General features: G+C 54.1%; 24 protein-coding genes and 1 tRNA gene. 18 read left to right on the top strand and 7 right to left on the bottom strand.

Features of this window, described 5'->3' with window-relative positions; genetic code table 11:
- Positions 1–12 precede the first annotated feature (12 nt).
- Complete coding sequence (locus AC3WS9_RS19495) at positions 13–990, bottom strand: calcium/sodium antiporter (protein WP_282491827.1); 978 nt, start codon at positions 988–990, stop codon at positions 13–15.
- Between the two features lie 227 nt (positions 991–1,217).
- On the opposite strand from AC3WS9_RS19495, the gene mlaF reads away from it, so the two are divergent.
- The 7 genes from mlaF to murA all read left to right on the top strand — a co-directional run bounded on the left by mlaF (position 1,218) and on the right by murA (position 6,011).
- Positions 1,218–2,030, top strand: coding sequence for a phospholipid ABC transporter ATP-binding protein MlaF (mlaF, locus tag AC3WS9_RS19490; RefSeq protein WP_282491826.1), 813 nt, complete (start codon positions 1,218–1,220; stop codon positions 2,028–2,030).
- 7 nt (positions 2,031–2,037) lie between these two features.
- On the top strand, positions 2,038–2,820 hold the full coding sequence (gene mlaE, locus AC3WS9_RS19485; protein WP_282491825.1) for a lipid asymmetry maintenance ABC transporter permease subunit MlaE: 783 nt from the start codon (positions 2,038–2,040) through the stop codon (positions 2,818–2,820).
- A 4-nt stretch (positions 2,821–2,824) separates the two neighbouring features.
- Positions 2,825–3,388 (top strand): outer membrane lipid asymmetry maintenance protein MlaD, encoded by a 564-nt coding sequence (mlaD, locus tag AC3WS9_RS19480; protein WP_282491824.1) that lies wholly within the window; start codon positions 2,825–2,827, stop codon positions 3,386–3,388.
- Positions 3,389–3,391: 3 nt separating this feature from the next.
- Entirely contained in the window at positions 3,392–4,027 is a 636-nt protein-coding gene (gene mlaC, locus AC3WS9_RS19475; protein ID WP_282491823.1) for a phospholipid-binding protein MlaC, read from the top strand.
- Positions 4,027–4,320 (top strand): lipid asymmetry maintenance protein MlaB, encoded by a 294-nt coding sequence (mlaB, locus tag AC3WS9_RS19470; RefSeq protein WP_282491822.1) that lies wholly within the window; start codon positions 4,027–4,029, stop codon positions 4,318–4,320. Before mlaC ends, mlaB begins: the two co-directional genes overlap by 1 nt.
- A 125-nt stretch (positions 4,321–4,445) precedes the next feature.
- On the top strand, positions 4,446–4,700 hold the full coding sequence (gene ibaG, locus AC3WS9_RS19465; RefSeq protein ID WP_282491821.1) for a BolA family iron metabolism protein IbaG: 255 nt from the start codon (positions 4,446–4,448) through the stop codon (positions 4,698–4,700).
- A gap of 51 nt (positions 4,701–4,751) precedes the next feature.
- Positions 4,752–6,011, top strand: coding sequence for a UDP-N-acetylglucosamine 1-carboxyvinyltransferase (gene murA, locus AC3WS9_RS19460; protein WP_282491820.1), 1,260 nt, complete (start codon positions 4,752–4,754; stop codon positions 6,009–6,011).
- A 61-nt stretch (positions 6,012–6,072) separates the two neighbouring features.
- Here murA and sfsB read toward each other — a convergent pair whose 3' ends face one another.
- Together sfsB and ispB are read right to left on the bottom strand one after the other, a co-directional pair.
- Complete coding sequence (gene sfsB / locus AC3WS9_RS19455; RefSeq protein WP_492489948.1) at positions 6,073–6,360, bottom strand: DNA-binding transcriptional regulator SfsB; 288 nt, start codon at positions 6,358–6,360, stop codon at positions 6,073–6,075.
- Positions 6,361–6,610: 250 nt separating this feature from the next.
- Positions 6,611–7,582 (bottom strand): octaprenyl diphosphate synthase, encoded by a 972-nt coding sequence (ispB, locus tag AC3WS9_RS19450; RefSeq protein ID WP_282491818.1) that lies wholly within the window; start codon positions 7,580–7,582, stop codon positions 6,611–6,613.
- A 257-nt stretch (positions 7,583–7,839) separates the two neighbouring features.
- Here ispB and rplU point away from each other — a divergent pair, with 257 nt between their 5' ends.
- From rplU to cgtA, 4 genes are all read left to right on the top strand, one after another.
- Positions 7,840–8,151 carry a 50S ribosomal protein L21 gene (gene rplU, locus AC3WS9_RS19445; RefSeq protein WP_095284390.1) on the top strand — a complete coding sequence of 104 codons (312 nt, stop codon included), beginning with the start codon at positions 7,840–7,842 and terminating at the stop codon, positions 8,149–8,151.
- Between the two features lie 19 nt (positions 8,152–8,170).
- Positions 8,171–8,428: a 50S ribosomal protein L27 gene (rpmA, locus tag AC3WS9_RS19440; RefSeq protein WP_004385076.1), complete on the top strand. Its 258-nt coding sequence runs from the start codon at positions 8,171–8,173 to the stop codon at positions 8,426–8,428.
- Between the two features lie 95 nt (positions 8,429–8,523).
- Positions 8,524–9,489, top strand: coding sequence for a DMT family transporter (locus AC3WS9_RS19435; protein ID WP_282491817.1), 966 nt, complete (start codon positions 8,524–8,526; stop codon positions 9,487–9,489).
- A gap of 15 nt (positions 9,490–9,504) precedes the next feature.
- Positions 9,505–10,683 (top strand): Obg family GTPase CgtA, encoded by a 1,179-nt coding sequence (gene cgtA, locus AC3WS9_RS19430; protein ID WP_285148136.1) that lies wholly within the window; start codon positions 9,505–9,507, stop codon positions 10,681–10,683.
- A gap of 33 nt (positions 10,684–10,716) precedes the next feature.
- On the opposite strand, the gene pmrB is transcribed toward cgtA, so the two are convergent.
- The 3 genes from pmrB to dacB are packed head-to-tail and all read right to left on the bottom strand — an operon-like array spanning position 10,717 to position 13,855.
- Positions 10,717–11,760, bottom strand: coding sequence for a two-component system sensor histidine kinase PmrB (gene pmrB, locus AC3WS9_RS19425; protein WP_285148137.1), 1,044 nt, complete (start codon positions 11,758–11,760; stop codon positions 10,717–10,719).
- Entirely contained in the window at positions 11,757–12,419 is a 663-nt protein-coding gene (pmrA, locus tag AC3WS9_RS19420) for a two-component system response regulator PmrA (protein WP_285148140.1), read from the bottom strand. Before pmrA ends, pmrB begins: the two co-directional genes overlap by 4 nt.
- Positions 12,420–12,421: 2 nt before the next feature.
- Entirely contained in the window at positions 12,422–13,855 is a 1,434-nt protein-coding gene (gene dacB, locus AC3WS9_RS19415; RefSeq protein WP_282491813.1) for a serine-type D-Ala-D-Ala carboxypeptidase, read from the bottom strand.
- A 247-nt stretch (positions 13,856–14,102) separates the two neighbouring features.
- Here dacB and greA point away from each other — a divergent pair, with 247 nt between their 5' ends.
- The gene (gene greA, locus AC3WS9_RS19410; protein ID WP_282491812.1) at positions 14,103–14,579 is read left to right on the top strand and encodes a transcription elongation factor GreA; all 477 of its coding nucleotides are present in this window, start codon (positions 14,103–14,105) and stop codon (positions 14,577–14,579) included.
- Positions 14,580–14,730: 151 nt separating this feature from the next.
- On the opposite strand, the gene yhbY is transcribed toward greA, so the two are convergent.
- The gene (yhbY, locus tag AC3WS9_RS19405) at positions 14,731–15,024 is read right to left on the bottom strand and encodes a ribosome assembly RNA-binding protein YhbY (RefSeq protein WP_282491811.1); all 294 of its coding nucleotides are present in this window, start codon (positions 15,022–15,024) and stop codon (positions 14,731–14,733) included.
- A 126-nt stretch (positions 15,025–15,150) separates the two neighbouring features.
- Here yhbY and rlmE point away from each other — a divergent pair, with 126 nt between their 5' ends.
- The 6 genes from rlmE to AC3WS9_RS19375 all read left to right on the top strand — a co-directional run bounded on the left by rlmE (position 15,151) and on the right by AC3WS9_RS19375 (position 20,745).
- Positions 15,151–15,777: a 23S rRNA (uridine(2552)-2'-O)-methyltransferase RlmE gene (gene rlmE, locus AC3WS9_RS19400; RefSeq protein ID WP_095283562.1), complete on the top strand. Its 627-nt coding sequence runs from the start codon at positions 15,151–15,153 to the stop codon at positions 15,775–15,777.
- A gap of 102 nt (positions 15,778–15,879) precedes the next feature.
- Positions 15,880–17,814: an ATP-dependent zinc metalloprotease FtsH gene (ftsH, locus tag AC3WS9_RS19395; protein WP_100778748.1), complete on the top strand. Its 1,935-nt coding sequence runs from the start codon at positions 15,880–15,882 to the stop codon at positions 17,812–17,814.
- A 96-nt stretch (positions 17,815–17,910) separates the two neighbouring features.
- On the top strand, positions 17,911–18,759 hold the full coding sequence (gene folP, locus AC3WS9_RS19390; protein WP_285157421.1) for a dihydropteroate synthase: 849 nt from the start codon (positions 17,911–17,913) through the stop codon (positions 18,757–18,759).
- Positions 18,752–20,089 (top strand): phosphoglucosamine mutase, encoded by a 1,338-nt coding sequence (gene glmM, locus AC3WS9_RS19385; RefSeq protein WP_285145817.1) that lies wholly within the window; start codon positions 18,752–18,754, stop codon positions 20,087–20,089. Before folP ends, glmM begins: the two co-directional genes overlap by 8 nt.
- Positions 20,090–20,313: 224 nt before the next feature.
- Positions 20,314–20,646 (top strand): preprotein translocase subunit SecG, encoded by a 333-nt coding sequence (secG, locus tag AC3WS9_RS19380; RefSeq protein WP_100778751.1) that lies wholly within the window; start codon positions 20,314–20,316, stop codon positions 20,644–20,646.
- Positions 20,647–20,658: 12 nt separating this feature from the next.
- Positions 20,659–20,745, top strand: a tRNA-Leu gene (locus AC3WS9_RS19375).
- The last annotated feature ends 12 nt before the right edge of the window (positions 20,746–20,757 follow it).

The following is a 20,757-nucleotide window of genomic DNA, read 5'->3' as shown; positions in this document are numbered from 1 at the left end:
ATGCGTTTCCGTTTACCCAGAGAGAAGAGGCGACAGCCAGTACAGCATCGCCATCCATACGATAAAACCACCCGTCAGCAAGGCGCCAGCCCCTTTGCCTATCTGCTGTTTTCGCCGCCAGCAGAGCAGGGCGAAAATCACGCTGACTAACAGCATCACTCCGTAATCGCGGGAGAAGGCCAGCGGATTAAATGCCCCTGGCGCAATCAGTGCGGGTAAACCCATGACGATAGCGATGTTGAAGATATTCGAGCCAATGATATTGCCAATCGCAATATCACCTTCGCCTTTCCGTGCGCCCGCAATCGCTGTCGCCAGTTCTGGCAAACTGGTGCCTATCGCAATCACGGTCAGGCCAATGGTCAGTTCACTGATGGCGAAGTAGTTGGCCAGCACCGTGGCGTTATCGACCACCATTCGGGTGGCCATCGGCATAATAATGAGCGCCACCCCGAGCCACAGTAGCGCAACGGGCAGGGTGCCTTCGCGCGGCAGTTCGGCCACCTGTTCCCGCGTCAGACTGTCGTTACCCTGTTTTTCCGCCAGTCGGGCGATTTTAACAATATAGAGCAGCCAGATGATCGCCAGCGCCAGCAGTAAAATACCGTCGTCGAAGGTGAGTTGACCATCATAAAGCACATAGCCCGCCAGCAGGCTGACAATTAACATTAGCGGCAATTCGCGGCGCAGAACATCAGAATCCACGCGAAATGGATGCAGCAGCGCGGCAAGGCCGAGGATCAATAAAATGTTGACGATATTCGAGCCGATCGCCGTGCCGATGGCGAGATCAACCTGACCATGGAGCGATGCGGACACAGAGACAATAATTTCCGGGAGCGATGTCCCGACGCTGACGACCGTCATGCCAATAATCAGCGGCGGTATACCGAAGAGTCTGCAAAGGATGGATGCGGCAAAAACCAAACGGTCAGCACTGTAGACCACCAACAGTAAACCAATTATTAACAGTGCCGTTGCTAAAAGCATCAAAAATCCTTTATTCAGGTATACTCGCCGGTCCACTGAGAAAGAATCTCTGGCGCCGCATGCAGTCTGTAGACGTAACGAATTCCTAATTTTGACTTTATGCGCCGGAAAAGTAAAACAAATGCCAGCTTTCGCTAACCTGCGCGGATAATTATCTGTAAAAATGTCGGGTTTAAGGCTGAATTAAGCGCCATGCTTAACCTTGATGGGAAAGAAAGGAACGTTCAATGAGCCAAACGACGGCGAATTTAGTCGATGTCCGCGACGTCAGCTTCTCGCGCGGAAACCGATTGATATTTGAAGACATCACATTGACGGTGCCGCGGGGCAAGATCACGGCGATCATGGGACCCTCCGGCATCGGCAAAACCACGCTGTTGCGTCTGATCGGCGGACAGATCCCGCCGGACCGCGGCGAAATCCTTTTCGACGGTGAAAACGTGCCGGAGATGTCGCGCTCACGCCTGTATACCGTTCGCAAACGCATGAGCATGCTGTTTCAGTCGGGCGCGTTATTCACCGACATGAATGTCTTTGACAACGTGGCTTATCCGCTGCGTGAGCATACCCGTTTACCCCCGGAACTGCTGAAAACGACGGTGATGATGAAGCTCGAAGCGGTGGGCCTGCGCGGTGCCGCCAAACTGATGCCGTCAGAACTTTCCGGCGGCATGGCGCGTCGTGCTGCGCTGGCGCGTGCGATTGCTCTGGAACCGGACTTAATCATGTTCGACGAACCCTTCGTCGGCCAGGATCCTATTACTATGGGCGTGCTGGTGAAGCTCATTTCAGAACTGAACAGCACGCTGGGTGTCACATGTATTGTGGTTTCCCACGATGTGCCGGAAGTACTGAGTATTGCGGATTACGCCTACATTGTGGCGGACAAAAAAATCGTCGCCCACGGTGGTGCACAGGCGTTGCAGAACAACAGCGACCCGCGCGTTCGCCAGTTCCTCGACGGCATTGCGGATGGTCCTGTACCGTTCCGCTATCCGGCGGGTGACTATCATCACGATTTACTGGGAATAGGGAGTTAAGCCGCTGATGCTGTTAAATGCGTTGGCCGCCCTTGGACACCGTGGCATAAAAACCATCAGGACGTTCGGGCGTGCCGGGTTGATGTTATTCAATGCGCTGGTGGGTAAGCCGGAATTTCGCAAGCACTCCCCGCTGCTGGTACGTCAGCTCTATAATGTCGGCGTGTTGTCGATGCTGATTATCATCGTGTCGGGTCTGTTTATCGGCATGGTGCTGGGGCTGCAGGGCTATCTGGTGCTGACCACCTACAGTGCGGAAACCAGTCTCGGAATGCTGGTGGCGCTTTCGCTGCTGCGCGAGTTGGGTCCGGTGGTGGCGGCGCTGCTGTTTGCCGGGCGCGCGGGTTCTGCGTTGACCGCCGAAATTGGGCTGATGCGCGCGACGGAGCAGCTCTCCAGCATGGAGATGATGGCCGTCGATCCGCTGCGTCGCGTTATCGCGCCGCGCTTCTGGGCGGGAGTTATCTCTCTGCCACTGCTGACCATTCTCTTTGTGGCGGTGGGCATCTGGGGCGGTTCGTTGGTGGGCGTGCAGTGGAAGGGCATTGATGGAGGTTTCTTCTGGTCCGCGATGCAGGATGCTGTCGATCTGCGAATGGACCTGGTGAACTGCCTGATTAAGAGTGTGGCATTTGCTATCACTGTGACCTGGATTGCGTTGTTCAATGGGTATGACGCGATACCGACTTCTGAGGGCATCAGTCGCGCGACTACGCGCACTGTGGTTCATTCGTCGCTGGCCGTCCTTGGCCTGGATTTTGTGCTCACCGCACTGATGTTTGGGAATTGAGTTCATGCAAACAAGAAAAAGTGAAATTTGGGTAGGTGTGTTCCTGTTGCTGGCGCTGCTGGCGGCGCTGTTTATCTGCCTCCGGGCGGCGGATATCACCTCCATTCGGACTGAACCCACTTATCGTCTCTATGCGACCTTCGATAATATCGGTGGTCTGAAGGCGCGTTCTCCGGTGCGCATCGGCGGTGTGGTGATTGGCCGCGTCTCGGATATCACGCTGGATGAAAAAACCTATCTGCCGCGCGTGGAGATGGATATCGAAGAGCGTTACAACCACATCCCTGACACCAGCTCGCTTTCTATCCGTACCTCTGGTCTGTTGGGTGAGCAATATCTGGCGCTGAACGTCGGCTTTGAAGACCCGGAACTGGGAACGTCTATTCTTAAAGACGGCGGCGTGATTCAGGATACGAAGTCAGCCATGGTGCTGGAAGATATGATTGGTCAGTTCCTTTACAGCGGTAAAGGGGATGACAAGAAATCTGACGAGTCCTCTGCACAGAGTGAAGGCCCAACTGACGCCGCACCGGCCCCTGGTGCGACGAATTCATCTCAGGAGAAGTAATTCATGATTAAACGACTGTTAATGGTTGCCATGCTGGTGATTGCCCCGTTGACCTCAGCTGTCGCTGCGGATCAGAGCAACCCCTACAAACTGATGGACGAAGCGGCGCAGAAGACTTTTGACCGCCTGAAAAATGAGCAACCTAAAATTCGTGCCAATCCGGATTACCTGCGTGACGTGGTGGATCAGGAATTGCTGCCGTATGTGCAGGTGAAATACGCGGGTGCACTGGTGCTGGGTCGTTACTACAAAGACGCGACTCCTGCGCAGCGTGATGCTTACTTCGCCGCTTTCCGTGAATACCTGAAACAGGCTTACGGCCAGGCGCTGGCGATGTACCACGGCCAGACCTATCAAATTGCCCCGGAACAGCCGCTGGGCGACGCGACTATCGTGCCAATCCGCGTGACGATTCTCGATCCGAACGGCCGTCCGCCGGTTCGTCTGGACTTCCAGTGGCGTAAAAACACCCAGACCGGCCACTGGCAGGCGTATGACATGATCGCCGAAGGGGTGAGCATGATCACCACCAAGCAGAACGAGTGGAGCGACCTGCTGCGCACCAAAGGCATTGATGGCCTGACCGCACAGTTGAAATCGATCTCCAGCCAGAAAATTTCTCTGGACGAGAAAAAGTAATGACACAGCAATTCAACTGGGCGCGTGAAGGCGACAAACTGATGTTGTCCGGTGAGCTCGACCAGGATCTGCTGAATCCGCTCTGGGATGCGCGTCATGACGCGATGCAGGGCGTGGCGCTGATCGATTTAAGCAACGTCACGCGAGTGGATACGGCAGGCGTTGCCCTGCTGGTCCATCTGGTGGCGGAAGGCAAAAAGCAGGGAGCTGCGGTCGCGCTAAGCGGCGTCAGCGAAAAGGTGCTTACGCTGGTGCAGCTCTATAATCTGCCTGAAGACGTATTGCCTCGCTAATATTTTCAGTGCGTTACTTCTGAAAGCCTCGACTGTTTCAACGTCGGGGCTTTTTGCCTGTTTAAGCCTGCGCCACTTTGCTCTAAGATGTTGGGCTTGTTTCACTACCCGATGATTTAGAACCCATGGAAAATCATGAAATCCAGACAGTGCTGATGAACGCACTCTCCCTTCAGGAAGTCCACGTCACTGGCGATGGCAGTCACTTTCAGGTTATTGCTGTGGGTGAATTTTTCGACGGCATGAGCCGTGTGAAGAAACAGCAGGCTGTTTACGCGCCGCTGATGGAATACATTGCGGATAACCGCATCCATGCTCTGTCGATCAAAGCCTATACCCCGCAAGAGTGGGAACGCGATCGCAAGTTAAACGGTTTTTGAGCTGAGGGTGTTTAGCCCGCAGCACGGTTGAATTCATAAGAGAGCATATTCATGGACAAATTTCGTGTACAGGGGCCTACGCGTCTCCAGGGCGAAGTCACAATTTCCGGCGCGAAAAACGCCGCGCTGCCGATCCTCTTCGCCGCACTGCTGGCGGAAGAGCCGGTAGAAATCCAGAACGTACCGAAACTGAAAGATATCGACACCACCATGAAGTTGCTCACTCAGCTGGGCACCAAAGTGGAACGTAACGGTTCCGTATGGATCGATGCCAGCAAGGTAAACAACTTCTCCGCCCCTTATGACCTGGTGAAAACCATGCGTGCCTCCATCTGGGCGCTTGGCCCGCTGGTGGCGCGTTTTGGTCAGGGCCAGGTTTCTCTGCCGGGCGGCTGCGCCATTGGTGCGCGTCCGGTTGACCTGCATATCTTTGGCCTCGAAAAGCTGGGCGCGGACATTAAGCTGGAAGAAGGTTACGTGAAAGCCTCCGTCAATGGCCGCCTGAAAGGCGCGCACATTGTGATGGATAAAGTCAGCGTGGGCGCGACCGTGACCATCATGTCAGCGGCAACGCTGGCAGAAGGCACCACCGTTATCGAAAACGCCGCGCGTGAGCCGGAAATCGTCGATACAGCGAACTTCCTCGTTGCGCTGGGTGCGAAAATCACCGGCCAGGGCACCGATCGTATTACCATCGAAGGCGTTGAGCGTCTGGGTGGCGGTGTCTACCGCGTTCTGCCAGACCGTATCGAAACCGGTACTTTCCTGGTGGCGGCAGCTATTTCTGGCGGCAAAATCATGTGCCGTAACGCCCAGCCGGATACGCTGGATGCGGTTCTGGCGAAACTGCGTGATGCAGGTGCCGACATCGAAGTCGGTGAAGACTGGATTAGCCTCGATATGCACGGTAAGCGTCCGAAAGCGGTGAACGTGCGTACCGCACCACACCCGGCTTTCCCGACGGATATGCAGGCGCAATTCACGCTGCTGAACCTGGTGGCAGAAGGGACGGGCTTTATCACTGAAACCATCTTCGAAAACCGCTTTATGCACGTCCCGGAACTGATCCGTATGGGCGCGCATGCGGAAATCGAAAGCAACACGGTCATTTGCCACGGCGTGGAAACACTGTCTGGTGCACAGGTGATGGCGACGGATCTGCGTGCGTCTGCGAGCCTGGTGCTGGCGGGTTGTATCGCGGAAGGCACAACGATTGTGGATCGTATCTACCACATCGATCGTGGCTATGAGCGTATTGAAGACAAACTGCGTGCGCTGGGTGCCAATATCGAGCGCGTGAAGGGCGAGTAATCGTTCCGGCAGCCCCCTGCCAGTTTGACCGGGGGGTTGCTGTTCCTGTCTGTAAAAAGCGTCAGTTCTGGCGCTCTTTTTCCTGCACTTTCTGGCGCATCATGCGCGTTCTGTCGATAAATTCGTGAGTAATGGGATCGTGGTAACGCGAGGGCCAGATTATCCAGGGCTGCGTTTCCAGCGCAGTGGCGATGATTAATTCACCCTTCGGCCAGGGGCGGGTTAACGCGTTTGCCAGCGTTGATGAACTTAATCCACTGCGCCGTGATTCGGCCGCCAGCGATGTCCCTCTTTTACGCAATGCCGCAATAATGTCGGCCGAATGCCAGTCGATAAACTGCTTATCCATATGCTGTCCTTTGGTTTAAATACGTCCACGTCATGTCGGCGGAACTGACGGTGGCGATTATACCTTCTTCGAACATCGGTTCTAAAAAGTTCGAATAACAGGATGCAATATTCAGAATATAACAGGGCTTTATTCACGCGGCCTGTAAGCCGATTATCTAACAGGAATAGATGCTTTATTGGAGCTTTTTGGAATCTCCCCGTGAGGCCACGGGGAGAGCGTGTGAGGCCACGGGGAGAGCGTGTGAGGCTTAACGATCGCGCTGAACGGCGATGTGGGCGAGCCCGATAAGCGCGTCACGCCATGGGCTGTCTGGGATAACCTGAATGGCGGCAATCGCTTTATCCGCTTCTTCTTCGGCACGCTGACGCGTCCAGTCGAGGGATCCACAGATTGCCATTGTTTCCAGTACGGGTTCCAGAAGGTGTCGACCGTTACCTTGTTCAATGGCTTCGCGGATCAGCTTCGCCTGGTCCGGTGTGCCGTTACGCATTGCGTGCAGCAGCGGCAGGGTCGGTTTGCCTTCGTTCAGGTCGTCACCGACGTTTTTGCCCAGCGTTTCGCCATCGGCGCTGTAGTCGAGCAGATCGTCGATCAGCTGGAACGCAGTACCCAGGTAGCGGCCATAATCCTGCAGACCACGCTCTTGCGCCTCAGTACAGCCCGCGAGAATCCCGGAGCACTGAGCCGCGGCTTCAAACAGGCGCGCGGTCTTGCTGTAGATGACGCGCATGTAGTTTTCTTCGGTGATGTCCGGGTCGTTGACGTTCATCAATTGCAGGACTTCGCCTTCAGCAATGACGTTGACCGCCTCAGACATCACTTCCAGCACTTTGAGCGAGCCGAGGCGAGTCATCATCTGGAAGGCGCGGGTATAGATAAAATCGCCCACCAGGACGCTTGCCGCGTTGCCAAAGGCCGCGTTCGCGGTGGCTTTACCGCGACGCATATCGGATTCATCCACCACGTCGTCATGAAGCAGCGTGGCTGTGTGGATAAACTCAATCAGGGCCGCAATATTGACGTGATCATTTCCCTGATAGCCAACGGCTCTCGCCGCCAGGATGGCGATCATCGGGCGGATGCGTTTCCCGCCGCCACTGACAATGTAATAACCCAACTGATTGATGAGTTGAACATCAGAGTTGAGTTGCTCCAGGATTGCTGCATTCACACCCGCCATATCTTGCGCGGTTAACTCGTTGATTTTTTCTAAATTCATCGCAAAAGCCGGGCTTCTTATTCTGTTTAGCGCATGACAACTGGGCTAATGAAGGTTTCGGTTTATCAATAGTATTGCTGATTGTACTGAAAAAACGGCTCAGATAAACGTTAGCGTACGCGTTGTGTTTTTTTTCTTCATGTATTGATGGTAGCACTTGTCAAAGGCTCGCGTTTTGCGTAATATTCGCGCCCTATTGTGAATATTTATAGCGCACTCTGAATCACACGAGGATGTGCGCGGAAGCGGAGTTCTATATGTACGCGGTTTTCCAAAGTGGTGGTAAACAACACCGAGTAAGCGAAGGTCAGACCATTCGCCTGGAAAAGCTGGACATCGCAACTGGCGAAGCTGTTGAGTTCGCTGAAGTTCTGATGATCGCAAACGGTGAAGAAGTCAAAATCGGCGTTCCTTTCGTTGATGGCGGCGTGATTAAAGCTGAAGTTGTTGCTCATGGTCGTGGCGAGAAAGTTAAAATCGTTAAGTTTCGTCGTCGTAAACACTACCGTAAGCAGCAGGGCCACCGTCAGTGGTTCACTGATGTGAAAATTACTGGCATCAGCGCCTAAGACCTGAGGAGAGATTTAAATGGCACATAAAAAGGCTGGCGGCTCAACTCGTAACGGTCGCGACTCAGAAGCTAAACGTCTTGGCGTTAAGCGTTTCGGTGGCGAATCTGTTCTGGCGGGTAGCATCATCGTTCGTCAACGTGGTACCAAATTCCACGCTGGCAACAACGTAGGTTGCGGTCGTGACCACACTCTGTTTGCTAAAGCAGACGGTAAAGTGAAATTTGAAGTTAAAGGCCCGAACAACCGTAAATACATCAGCATCGTTGCTGAGTAAGTTTTTCGTGGTCCGGTAACGGATTAAAGCCCCGCAACGTGTTGCGGGGCTTTTTACATTGAAAACCCGGAAAATTTTCTGCAGGGAAAACGGGCATGAAACAGCAGGCTGGCATCGGCATTCTTTTGGCACTCACGACAGCGGTGTGCTGGGGGGCGTTGCCAATTGCAATGAAGCAGGTCCTGGAAGTGATGGAACCGCCTACGGTGGTGTTTTATCGCTTTCTGATGGCCAGTATCGGCCTTGGCGCGATTCTGGCGGTAAAAGGCAAACTGCCGCCGCTGCGGATTTTCCGTAAGCCACGATGGCTGGTGCTTCTGGCTATTGCGACGGGCGGTCTGTTCGGTAACTTCATTCTGTTCAGCTCTTCCTTGCAATATTTGAGTCCTACCGCGTCCCAGGTAATTGGCCAGCTTTCACCGGTTGGCATGATGGTGGCCAGCGTCTTTATCCTCAAGGAGAAGATGCGGGGCACGCAGGTCATCGGGGCAATCATGTTGCTGTGTGGTCTGGTGATGTTCTTTAACACCAGCCTGATTGAGATCTTTACCCGACTGACGGATTACACCTGGGGTGTGATTTTTGGCGTCGGGGCAGCAACGGTCTGGGTGAGCTACGGCGTCGCGCAAAAGGTGTTATTGCGCAGACTTGCCTCACAGCAGATCCTCTTTTTGCTGTACACTTTGTGTACGATAGCACTACTGCCTTTAGCGAAACCGGGTGTGATCACCCAACTGAGCGACTGGCAACTGGCGTGCCTCATTTTTTGTGGGCTTAACACGCTGGTCGGTTATGGCGCGCTGGCCGAAGCGATGGCGCGTTGGCAGGCAGCACAAGTGAGCGCATTGATCACGCTTACGCCGCTGTTTACGCTGTTATTTTCAGATTTGTTATCAATGGCCTGGCCCGATTTCTTCGTCAAACCGATGTTAAACCTGTTGGGTTATCTCGGTGCGTTTGTCGTGGTTGCGGGCGCGATGTATTCCGCCATTGGTCATCGTCTTTGGGGACGTTGGCGCAAAAGTGAAGCGGTTGTAGTTGTCCCCCGCTCAGGCGAATGATTTACGGAGAGTAAGATGAAGTTTGTTGATGAAGCAACGATCCTGGTTGTTGCAGGTGATGGCGGTAATGGTTGCGTAAGCTTCCGCCGTGAAAAATACATTCCTCGTGGCGGCCCAGACGGCGGCGACGGTGGAGATGGTGGTGACGTGTGGTTAGAGGCGGATGAAAACCTCAACACGCTAATCGACTACCGTTTCGAAAAATCTTTCCGCGCTGAGCGTGGTCAGAATGGTCAGAGCCGCGACTGTACCGGTAAACGCGGCAAAGACGTCACGATTAAAGTGCCAGTCGGTACGCGCGTTATCGATCAGGGTACGGGCGAAACCATGGGTGACATGACCAAACACGGTCAGCGTCTGATGGTGGCGAAAGGCGGTTGGCACGGTCTGGGTAACAGCCGTTTCAAATCTTCCGTAAACCGTACTCCGCGTCAGAAAACGATGGGTACGCCGGGCGATAAACGCGATCTGCAGCTCGAACTGATGCTGCTGGCAGACGTGGGTATGCTGGGTATGCCAAACGCCGGTAAATCTACCTTCATCCGTGCCGTTTCTGCGGCTAAACCAAAAGTGGCGGATTATCCGTTCACCACGCTGGTGCCAAGCCTCGGCGTTGTCCGTATGGATAACGAAAAGAGCTTTGTGGTCGCTGACATCCCGGGTCTGATTGCGGGTGCAGCTGAAGGTGCGGGTCTGGGTATTCGCTTCCTTAAACACCTCGAGCGCTGCCGCGTCCTGCTGCATCTCATCGATATCGATCCGATCGACGGCTCTGATCCGGTTGAGAATGCGCGCGTCATCATCGGCGAGCTGGAAAAATACAGCGATAAGCTGGCCGCTAAGCCACGCTGGCTGGTCTTCAACAAGATCGACCTGATGGACAAAGCCGAAGCAGAAGCCAGGGCGAAAGCCATTGCTGAAGCGATGGGTTGGGAAGAGAAATACTACCTGATCTCTGCGGCAAGCCAGATGGGCGTGAAAGATCTCTGCTGGGATGTGATGACGTTTATCATTGAGAACCCAATTGCTCAGGCAGAAGAAGTGAAAGGTCCTGAGAAAGTTGAGTTCATGTGGGATGACTATCATCGCCAGCAGCTCGAAGAACAAGAAGTTGACGTCGAAGATGACGAAGACTGGGATGACGACTGGGACGAAGACGACGAAGAAGGTGTCGAATTCATCTACAAGCACTAATCCGCTTAGAAGCCCCCGGAAGGGGGCTTTTTTTTAACTCAATTTTGACGGTAGCCAACAGCTGGCGATTAATCCGCCCTCAGGCGCATTATCCAGCGTCAGGTTGCCACGATGCAGCTGCACGATGCGCTGGACGATACTCAGCCCTAAACCACTCCCGCCATAGCGCTGGTCGAGACGACGGAACGGCTCGGTAATCGAATGCCGATGCGCTTCATCAATGCCCGGTCCCTGATCGATGACGCTGACCTGGGTTCCTTCTTCGTGCTCGGTTAACGCCACTTCGATGGTCGTTCCTGCCGGGCTATAGCGCGCCGCATTCTCCAGTAAATTACGCAGCATCAAACGCAACAAAACCGCATCTCCCTGAACGGTCAGCGAGCTATGCTCGGGCCAGATGATGCGGTGATCTTTCGCCTCATGCTCCAGTGCCAGCGGCGCGATAATATGATCTGTCCAGTTGACCGTATCATAATGGCCGCTCGCCAGTGCCTGGCCCGCTCGCGCCAGCATCAGCAGCTGTTCAACAGTGTGCATCAGCTGATCGATACGATTAATCAACGTCGCAGCCTGCGGTGAGCCTGACTGGACCATCAGTTCCAGATGGAGTCGAATACCGGCCAGCGGTGTACGCAGCTCATGGGCCGCGTCAGCGGTGAATAATCGCTCCTGCTGGATGGTGTGGTCCAGACGGGCAAGGAGCTGGTTCAGAGAGGTCGTAACCGCGCCGATCTCTTCCATATCGGAATAAACAGGCAGAGGGGTCAGATTATCCGCCGAGCGATTGGCAAGGCTGTCGCGAAGTTTGTTGAGCGGGCGTGTAATCCAGGTGATGGCCCAGAAGGAGAAGAGCAGGGTAAAACCGACCATCACCAGGGAAGGTACCAGCAGCGAGGCGATAGCTTCGCGGATCTCTTTCTCGACGTGCTGGTTACGCGCTTTGGCGGATAATGTCTCGCTCACCAGAAAGCCGATCTGCTCGCGGCTTTCATGCCACAGCCAGACCACGCTAATCAGCTGGAAAAATAACAGAATGACCGCCAGCAAAACCATTAATCGCCGACGCATGCTGTTCATTTTTGACTCTCCAGGCGATAGCCTACGCCGCGAACGGTTTTGATGCGGTCTTTGCCAAGCTTGCGCCGCAAGTTGTGAATATGCACTTCAAGGGTGTTTGAGCCCGGATCATCCTGCCAGGAGTAGATATCCTGCTGGAGTGTTTCGCGGTGAACCGTCTGCCCGGTGCGCATAATCAGGCGCGTCAGCAGGGCAAACTCTTTCGGCGTGACTTCCACGGGCTCGGCATTACGCAGCACTTGCTGCGTTTGCAGATTCAGCGTCAGATCGCCATCCGTGACCAGATTATCGCTGTGGCCCTGGTAGCGGCGAATCAACGCACGAACGCGAGCCTGGAGCTCCGCCAGGGCAAAGGGTTTGACCAGATAGTCATCGGCACCGGAGTCCAGACCATTAATTCTGTCTTCCAGAGCGTCTCGCGCCGTCAGGATCAGTACCGGGTTCTCGACGCCACGGCGACGCCACTGGGTGAGCAGGGTCGCGCCGTCTTTATCGGGCAGCCCTAAATCCAGGATCACCAGACTGTACTCGCCGCTTTGAATCAGCGAGTCAGCCTCTGCCGCGGTGGCGGCACAATCTAGCGCGTATCCTTCGTTGGCCAGCGCCAGCGCCAGCCCTTCCTGTAATAACAGGTCGTCTTCCACAATGAGTAATTTCATCGCTAGTTATTCTGGTAGATGTCCTTGTAGAGCCTGCTTTCGAAACGCACCAGAGGGATACGGCGATTGCGCTGGTCGCTCGGTTCGACGGCATAGCCGGAGAGATACTGCACAAATGCCATGCGTTGACCGCTGGCCGTCGTGATAAAGCCCGCAAGGTTGTATACGCCCTGCAGTGAACCCGTCTTGGCGGAAACCTTGCCGTCTACGCCCGCGGCGTGAAGGCCAGCGCGATACTGCAGAGAGCCATCGTAACCCGCCAGCGGGAGCATTGAGATGAAGTTTAGCTCAGTGTCGTGCTGCGCAATGTACTGAAGAACCTGCATCATTGTTGCTGGCGAGATCAAATTATGGCGCGAAAGGCCGGAACCATCGACCGCAATAGTGTTACCAAGATCGATCCCCGCCTGCTGGCGCAGGATCTGGCGGACGGCGTCAGAGCCAGCGCGCCAGGTGCCGGGCACACCGAAGCGGGCATGACCAATCATGCGGAACACCGTATCGGCAATCATGTTGTCGGACTTTTTCAGCATAATCTTAAGCAGATCGTGCAGGGGCGCAGACTGTTTGCTGGCAATCACCGTTCCGGGCTCATTGGCCTGCGTCTGGCGCAGCAGCGTACCGGAATAGCTGATATTCGCTTGTTTTAACTCATCTTTCAGGATAGCACCGGCGTAGCTTGCCCCATCCTGGATGGCAAACGCCAGCGGCAGCGGATCGGCGCGCTGAGTCAGACAGCCGGTCAGGGTGAAGCGGTTCAGATCGCCTGGCACTACATCCAGTTCACAATATTGCGCATCAGGCGAGCCTTTCGCCAGCGTGCGGACCTGGCTGAACATCGTCACCGGGTAATAGGACGCCACGCGGATGAAGGCTAAATCATCGGCCTTCGGCGCGCTGTAGAGCGAGACAGAGAAGCAGTTGCGGTCGACAATCGCGGCAGCGGGCGGGGCGCTGAAGCACTGGGTCATGTCGTTCCACGGCCAGCCTGGCGCTTTATCGTGGCTGGCAAAAATGGAGGTATCGATCAGCACGTTGCCGTCGATTCTCTGCACGCCGGATTTTTTCAGCACCGCAACCATGTTGCGGATATCCTGGCGCTTAAAGGTTGGATCGCCGCCAAAACGGGCGATTAAATCCCCTTTCAGGACGCCGCCATCCACGCTGCCTTTACTCTCCAGCGTCGTGGTGAAGCGGAAGTCTGGTCCCAGCTGCAATAGCGCAGCCAGAGCCGTAATCACTTTCTGTGTACTGGCGGGGAGTGCCATCTGCTGGCTGTGATAATCAATCTCCGGCGCCTGGGCACCCACTTTTTGCACCATCAGCGCAAGGTTAGCGCCAGCAGGGAGTTGATTAATATACTCATCAACATTCGCTGCCTGGACAGTGAACGCCACACTGGTAGTCAATCCGATGATAAATCTGGAAAATCGCATAATCTCGCGCTAACAACCCGTAAACAAACCGTCATACTACGGTGCAACGCCCTGTAAAGTAAACGATGACCCATAGTGAACTTCGCGGTAAAATACGCATCAAATTGAAAAATTGCTGCTGACCTGGAACTTTGCTTCCGGGTCAGTTTTCTTTTGCTCCCGACCTGTGACAGGCTGTGACGCCTACGAGGCCGGAAGTCGGAGTGAGTCCGTCGCTCCCAACAGGAATGTTTAAGAGGTATAACAAATGCAAGCTATTCCGATGACCTTACGTGGTGCCGAAAAACTGCGCGAAGAACTGGATTTCCTGAAATCTGTTCGCCGTCCTGAAATCATCGCCGCTATCGCGGATGCGCGTGAGCATGGCGACCTGAAAGAGAACGCGGAGTACCACGCCGCGCGCGAACAGCAAGGCTTCTGCGAAGGTCGTATCAAAGATATTGAAGCGAAACTGTCGAATGCACAGGTTATCGATATCAGCAAAATCCCGAACAATGGCCGCGTGATTTTTGGTTCTACCGTGACGGTGCTGAACCTGGATAATGACGAAGAACAGACTTACCGCATTGTGGGCGATGACGAGGCAGACTTTAAACAGAACCTGATCTCCGTGAACTCACCGATTGCGCGTGGTCTGATCGGCAAAGAGCAGGACGATGTGGTGGTGATCCGCACGCCAGGCGGTGAAGTGGAATACGAAGTGATTAAGGTCGAGTACCTGTAATTCGCATCTCCCCGCAGTTGTTGATACATTGTAAAGATAGGAAAAAGGCCGCATAGCGGCCTTTTATCAACTCAAGGAGCGTGGCATTTTGCTCACCTGCTTGTGGAAATCCCTCGTTTTACACTGAAAAAGTGTTCGATTCGGGATATTCTTAGCGTGGCAGCGAGATTTTGCGCTCTTTAGTCGGGCGGTAGAGCACCAGCGTTTTACCGATAACCTGTACATTACAGGCACCGGTATTGCGCACGATAGCTTCCACGATCAGGGTTTTGGTGTCTCTGTCTTCAGAGGCAATTTTTACCTTAATCAGCTCGTGGTGCTCCAGCGCTTGTTCGATCTCGGCAAGCACCCCTTCGGTCAAACCATTATTGCCAAGCATGACTACAGGCTTGAGTGGATGTGCCAGACCTTTAAGGTGCTGTTTTTGTTTAGTACTCAGATTCATCGTATATTTTTGCTTACGTTGGGATTGAAAACGGTTCATTCTACCGCCATCTCCCTTATATCGCCAAATAGCTGCGTAGAAATTTACGTCAAAGGCAGGTTACGATGAACCAGGACGGAAAGTTAAATGACAGGTAAAAAGCGTTCTGCCAGCTCCAGCCGCTGGCTCCAGGAACACTTTAGCGATAAATATGTTCTTCAGGCACAGAAAAAGGGGTTACGTTCCCGTGCCTGGTTTAAACTTGATGAAATACAGCAAAGTGACAAACTCTTTAAGCCGGGAATGACGATTGTTGATCTCGGTGCTGCACCTGGCGGATGGTCCCAGTATGCTGTTACGCAAATTGGCGGACAGGGGCGAATCATCGCACTTGATCTTTTGCCAATGGATCCGATAGTCGGTGTGGACTTCCTTCAGGGCGATTTTCGTGATGAATTAGTTCTGAAAGCATTACTCGAACGTGTAGGTGACAGTAAAGTTCAGGTTGTCATGTCCGATATGGCGCCAAATATGTGCGGAACACCGGCGGTGGATATTCCCCGTTCCATGTATCTGGTTGAACTTGCGTTAGAAATGTGTCGTGATGTTCTAGCGCCTGGTGGTAGTTTTGTAGTGAAGGTGTTCCAGGGCGAAGGTTTCGAGGAGTATCTTAAGGAAATTCGCTCCCTGTTTGCGAAGGTAAAAGTTCGTAAGCCGGACTCTTCCCGTGCTCGTTCACGTGAAGTGTATATTGTAGCGACCGGGCGGAAATGATAACCGGCTGACTTCGGACGAACGTTCGAAAGACACTGGATAGAGAGTCTCCTGACGCTGTTTTTAACACAGTTGTAATATGAGGTTAATCCCTTGAGTGACATGGCGAAAAACCTAATACTCTGGCTGGTCATTGCCGTTGTGCTGATGTCAGTGTTCCAGAGCTTTGGGCCCAGCGAGTCGAATGGCCGTAAGGTGGATTACTCTACCTTCCTGCAAGAGGTCAATCAGGACCAGGTTCGCGAAGCGCGTATCAACGGACGTGAGATCAACGTTACCAAGAAAGATAGTAACCGTTACACGACTTACATCCCGGTGAACGATCCTAAGCTGCTTGATAACCTTCTGACTAAAAACGTCAAGGTGGTAGGTGAGCCGCCAGAAGAGCCGAGCCTGCTGGCTTCTATCTTCATCTCCTGGTTCCCGATGCTGCTGCTTATCGGTGTCTGGATCTTCTTCATGCGCCAAATGCAGGGCGGCGGTGGCAAAGGCGCCATGTCGTTCGGTAAGAGCAAAGCGCGCATGCTGACGGAAGATCAGATCAAGACCACGTTTGCCGACGTCGCAGGTTGTGACGAAGCAAAAGAAGAAGTGGCTGAACTGGTTGAATACCTGCGTGAGCCGAGCCGTTTCCAGAAACTGGGCGGTAAGATCCCGAAAGGCGTTCTGATGGTAGGTCCTCCGGGTACCGGTAAAACCCTGCTGGCGAAAGCCATCGCGGGTGAAGCGAAAGTCCCGTTCTTTACCATTTCAGGTTCTGACTTCGTTGAAATGTTCGTGGGTGTCGGTGCATCTCGTGTGCGTGACATGTTCGAGCAGGCCAAGAAGGCAGCACCGTGCATTATCTTCATCGATGAAATCGATGCCGTAGGCCGCCAGCGTGGCGCGGGTCTGGGCGGCGGTCACGATGAACGTGAACAGACTTTGAACCAGATGCTGGTTGAAATGGATGGCTTCGAAGGTAACGAAGGTATCATCGTTATCGCGGCAACTAACCGTCCAGACGTACTTGACCCTGCGCTGCTGCGTCCAGGCCGTTTCGACCGTCAGGTTGTGGTCGGTCTGCCAGATGTGCGTGGTCGTGAACAGATCCTTAAAGTCCACATGCGTCGCGTACCGCTGTCTCCGGACATCGATGCGGCAATCATCGCACGTGGTACACCTGGCTTCTCCGGTGCTGATCTGGCGAACCTGGTGAACGAAGCAGCGCTGTTTGCTGCTCGCGGTAACAAACGCGTTGTGTCGATGGTGGAATTCGAGAAAGCGAAAGACAAAATCATGATGGGTGCGGAACGTCGCTCCATGGTGATGACCGAAGCGCAGAAAGAGTCCACGGCATACCACGAAGCAGGCCATGCGATTATTGGTCGTCTGGTGCCGGAACACGATCCGGTGCATAAAGTGACCATTATCCCACGCGGTCGTGCACTGGGTGTGACCTTCTTCCTGCCGGAAGGCGATGCGATTAGCGCCAGCCGTCAGAAGCTGGAAAGTCAGATTTCGACCCTGTACGGCGGTCGTCTGGCTGAAGAGATCATCTACGGTGTGGAACATGTTTCTACCGGTGCGTCGAACGACATCAAAGTCGCGACGAACCTGGCGCGTAACATGGTCACTCAGTGGGGCTTCTCCGACAAACTCGGTCCGCTGCTGTACGCGGAAGAGGAAGGCGAAGTGTTCCTGGGCCGCTCCGTGGCGAAAGCGAAACACATGTCCGATGAAACGGCTCGTATCATCGATCAGGAAGTTAAGGCGCTGGTTGAACGTAACTATGGCCGTGCGCGTGAAATTCTGAATGACAACCTGGACATTCTGCACTCGATGAAAGATGCGCTCATGAAATATGAGACCATCGATGCTCCGCAGATTGACGACCTGATGGCCCGCCGCGAAGTGCGTCCGCCAGCAGGCTGGGAAGATCCAGGCGCTTCCAACAACTCTGACAACAATGGCACCCCGCGTGCTCCGCGTCCGGTCGATGAACCGCGTACGCCGAATCCGGGCAATACCATGTCAGAACAGCTTGGCGACAAATAAGTCACCGCTGGAGATGTGATTATCTTCACCTGAAACCCTGGAGCTTGCTCCGGGGTTTTTCTTATCTGCATAACTCAAAATACCAGGGATTTAGCCATGAAACTTTTCGCCCAGGACACGACTCTCGATCTCTCACATCCTCATGTGATGGGTATCCTGAACGTCACCCCTGACTCCTTCTCCGACGGTGGCTCGCATAACACGCTGATTGATGCGGTGAAACATGCCAATCTGATGATCAATGCAGGCGCAACGATTGTGGATGTCGGCGGCGAATCGACGCGCCCCGGTGCGGCGGATGTGAGTGTGGAAGAAGAGTTATCCCGCGTAATCCCGGTGGTTGAGGCGATTGCCCAACGTTTTGAGGTGTGGATCTCTGTCGACACCTCCAAGCCGGAAGTGATTCGTGAAGCGGCGCGAGTGGGCGCTCACATCATCAATGATATCCGTTCGCTGTCTGAACCGGGCGCGCTGGAAGCGGCAGCTGAAACGGGCCTGCCTGTTTGCTTGATGCATATGCAGGGCCAGCCGAAGACGATGCAGGAAGCGCCAAAGTATTCTGATGTCTATGCAGACGTGAATCGCTACTTTATTGAGCAAATCGCGCGCTGTGAGCGTGCAGGTATCGCAAAAGAGAAATTGCTGCTCGACCCGGGATTCGGTTTCGGTAAAAATCTGTCACATAACTATGAGCTGCTTGCGCGCTTATCTGAGTTTCACCATTTTGGCCTGCCGTTGCTGGTCGGGATGTCGCGAAAAACGATGGTCGGGCAATTGCTGAATGTTGGCCCGAGCGAACGTCTCAGCGGCAGTCTTGCCTGCGCGGTGATCGCGGCCATGCAAGGGGCTCACATTATTCGCGTCCATGACGTCAAAGAGACTGTAGAAGCTATGCGTGTGGTTGAAGCCACATTGTCAGCGAAGGAAAACAAACGCTATGAGTAATCGTAAATATTTTGGCACCGATGGTATCCGTGGGCGCGTGGGTGATGCACCTATTACTCCTGAATTTGTGCTCAAACTGGGTTGGGCGGCAGGTAAGGTGTTGGCTCGTCATGGCTCGCGTAAAATCATCATCGGTAAAGACACCCGTATTTCTGGCTATATGCTGGAGTCCGCGTTAGAAGCGGGTCTTTCCGCCGCCGGGCTTTCCGCTTCCTTTACGGGCCCGATGCCAACGCCTGCGGTCGCGTACCTCACGCGTACTTTCCGCGCGGAAGCGGGTATCGTGATTTCGGCTTCCCATAACCCGTTCTACGATAACGGCATCAAATTCTTCTCCATCGATGGCACCAAACTGCCGGACGAAGTGGAAGAAGCCATCGAAGCGGAAATGGAAAAAGAGCTGACCTGCGTTGACTCTTCAGAGCTGGGTAAAGCCAGCCGTATCGTGGATGCCGCGGGCCGTTACATCGAATTCTGCAAAGGCACCTTCCCGAACGAACTGAGCCTGAGCCACCTGAAAATCGTGGTCGATTGTGCCAATGGCGCCACCTACCACATTGCGCCGAATGTCTTCCGTGAGCTGGGTGCTAAAGTCATTGCCATCGGCTGTGAGCCGGACGGCGTCAACATCAACGAAGAAGTGGGTGCGACAGATGTGCGTGCGCTGCAGGCGCGCGTGCTGGCAGAAAAAGCCGATCTGGGTATCGCGTATGACGGCGATGGCGATCGCGTGATCATGGTCGATCATGAAGGGAACAAGGTCGATGGCGATCAGATCCTGTATATCATCGCTCGTGAAGGGCTGCGTCAGGGACAGCTGCGCGGCGGTGCGGTTGGCACGCTGATGAGCAATATGGGTCTTGAGCTGGCGCTGAAACAGCTGGGTATTCCGTTTGTCCGTGCGAAAGTGGGCGACCGCTACGTGCTGGAGAAACTGCAGGAAAAAGGCTGGCGCATCGGGGCTGAAAACTCCGGTCACGTGATCCTGCTCGACAAAACCACCACGGGTGACGGCATCGTGGCCAGTCTGCAGGTTGTAGCGGCGATGGTGCGTAACCATATGAGCCTGCACGATCTCTGCACCGGCATGAAAATGTTCCCGCAGATTCTGGTAAACGTGCGCTTTACCGCAGGCAAAGGCGATCCGCTGGAAAATGAGAACGTGAAAACGGTGATGGCTGAAGTCGAAGCTGCCCTCGGCAATCGTGGCCGCGTACTGCTGCGCAAATCCGGCACTGAGCCGTTAATTCGCGTGATGGTGGAAGGTGAAGACGAGAAACAGGTGACAGAGTTTGCTCACCGAATTGCTGATGCGGTGAAAGCTGCATAAATTCTCGCAGTAAGTGTTTAAAAAGGCGGCGTTTGCCGCCTTAAACTTATCCGACAAAAGCGCTTTTGCTGTTTTTTTCCGCAGTTGATACAATGCGCTGAAATTGCCCTTGCGAAGGTCATTCGCTTTGGTTAGTATTCACACCCGCTTCAGTGGGAAACATAATTCCCGCTAAATTGGTCGAAGCATTGGTATGCGGCAAATCCGCAAGGAACAGGTTGATTATGTACGAAGCTCTTTTAGTTGTTTTCCTTATTGTAGCCATCGCTCTTGTAGCGCTGATCATGCTGCAGCAAGGTAAAGGCGCTGATATGGGAGCCTCCTTCGGAGCAGGCGCTTCCGGTACGCTGTTCGGTTCAAGTGGTTCTGCGAACTTCATGACCCGCACGACGGCGATTCTGGCTACGCTGTTCTTCATCATCAGTCTGGCGCTTGGCAATATCAACAGCAACAAGACCACGAAAGGAAGCGAGTGGGACAATCTGAGTGCTCCGTCTAAAACTGAGCAGACTCAGCCAGCTGAACCGGCCAAGCCGACCAGCGATATCCCGCACTAAGTAGTATTCAGTACCGAGGTGGTGGAATTGGTAGACACGCTACCTTGAGGTGGTAGTGCCCTAACGGGCTTGTGGGTTCGAGTCCCATCCTCGGTACCAATATTCCAGAAG

The organism is Lelliottia sp. EB106-05-01-XG201, assembly GCF_058791735.1.
This window is presented reverse-complemented; position numbering and strand designations above follow the sequence as displayed.

Coding starts and splice junctions, on each gene's coding strand:
- AC3WS9_RS19495 (WP_282491827.1), bottom strand. CDS start 990: ATGCTTTTAGCAACGGCACTGTTAATAATTGGTTTACTGTTGGTGGTC.
- mlaF (WP_282491826.1), top strand. CDS start 1,218: ATGAGCCAAACGACGGCGAATTTAGTCGATGTCCGCGACGTCAGCTTC.
- mlaE (WP_282491825.1), top strand. CDS start 2,038: ATGCTGTTAAATGCGTTGGCCGCCCTTGGACACCGTGGCATAAAAACC.
- mlaD (WP_282491824.1), top strand. CDS start 2,825: ATGCAAACAAGAAAAAGTGAAATTTGGGTAGGTGTGTTCCTGTTGCTG.
- mlaC (WP_282491823.1), top strand. CDS start 3,392: ATGATTAAACGACTGTTAATGGTTGCCATGCTGGTGATTGCCCCGTTG.
- mlaB (WP_282491822.1), top strand. CDS start 4,027: ATGACACAGCAATTCAACTGGGCGCGTGAAGGCGACAAACTGATGTTG.
- ibaG (WP_282491821.1), top strand. CDS start 4,446: ATGGAAAATCATGAAATCCAGACAGTGCTGATGAACGCACTCTCCCTT.
- murA (WP_282491820.1), top strand. CDS start 4,752: ATGGACAAATTTCGTGTACAGGGGCCTACGCGTCTCCAGGGCGAAGTC.
- sfsB (WP_492489948.1), bottom strand. CDS start 6,360: ATGGATAAGCAGTTTATCGACTGGCATTCGGCCGACATTATTGCGGCA.
- ispB (WP_282491818.1), bottom strand. CDS start 7,582: ATGAATTTAGAAAAAATCAACGAGTTAACCGCGCAAGATATGGCGGGT.
- rplU (WP_095284390.1), top strand. CDS start 7,840: ATGTACGCGGTTTTCCAAAGTGGTGGTAAACAACACCGAGTAAGCGAA.
- rpmA (WP_004385076.1), top strand. CDS start 8,171: ATGGCACATAAAAAGGCTGGCGGCTCAACTCGTAACGGTCGCGACTCA.
- AC3WS9_RS19435 (WP_282491817.1), top strand. CDS start 8,524: ATGAAACAGCAGGCTGGCATCGGCATTCTTTTGGCACTCACGACAGCG.
- cgtA (WP_285148136.1), top strand. CDS start 9,505: ATGAAGTTTGTTGATGAAGCAACGATCCTGGTTGTTGCAGGTGATGGC.
- pmrB (WP_285148137.1), bottom strand. CDS start 11,760: ATGAACAGCATGCGTCGGCGATTAATGGTTTTGCTGGCGGTCATTCTG.
- pmrA (WP_285148140.1), bottom strand. CDS start 12,419: ATGAAATTACTCATTGTGGAAGACGACCTGTTATTACAGGAAGGGCTG.
- dacB (WP_282491813.1), bottom strand. CDS start 13,855: ATGCGATTTTCCAGATTTATCATCGGATTGACTACCAGTGTGGCGTTC.
- greA (WP_282491812.1), top strand. CDS start 14,103: ATGCAAGCTATTCCGATGACCTTACGTGGTGCCGAAAAACTGCGCGAA.
- yhbY (WP_282491811.1), bottom strand. CDS start 15,024: ATGAATCTGAGTACTAAACAAAAACAGCACCTTAAAGGTCTGGCACAT.
- rlmE (WP_095283562.1), top strand. CDS start 15,151: ATGACAGGTAAAAAGCGTTCTGCCAGCTCCAGCCGCTGGCTCCAGGAA.
- ftsH (WP_100778748.1), top strand. CDS start 15,880: ATGGCGAAAAACCTAATACTCTGGCTGGTCATTGCCGTTGTGCTGATG.
- folP (WP_285157421.1), top strand. CDS start 17,911: ATGAAACTTTTCGCCCAGGACACGACTCTCGATCTCTCACATCCTCAT.
- glmM (WP_285145817.1), top strand. CDS start 18,752: ATGAGTAATCGTAAATATTTTGGCACCGATGGTATCCGTGGGCGCGTG.
- secG (WP_100778751.1), top strand. CDS start 20,314: ATGTACGAAGCTCTTTTAGTTGTTTTCCTTATTGTAGCCATCGCTCTT.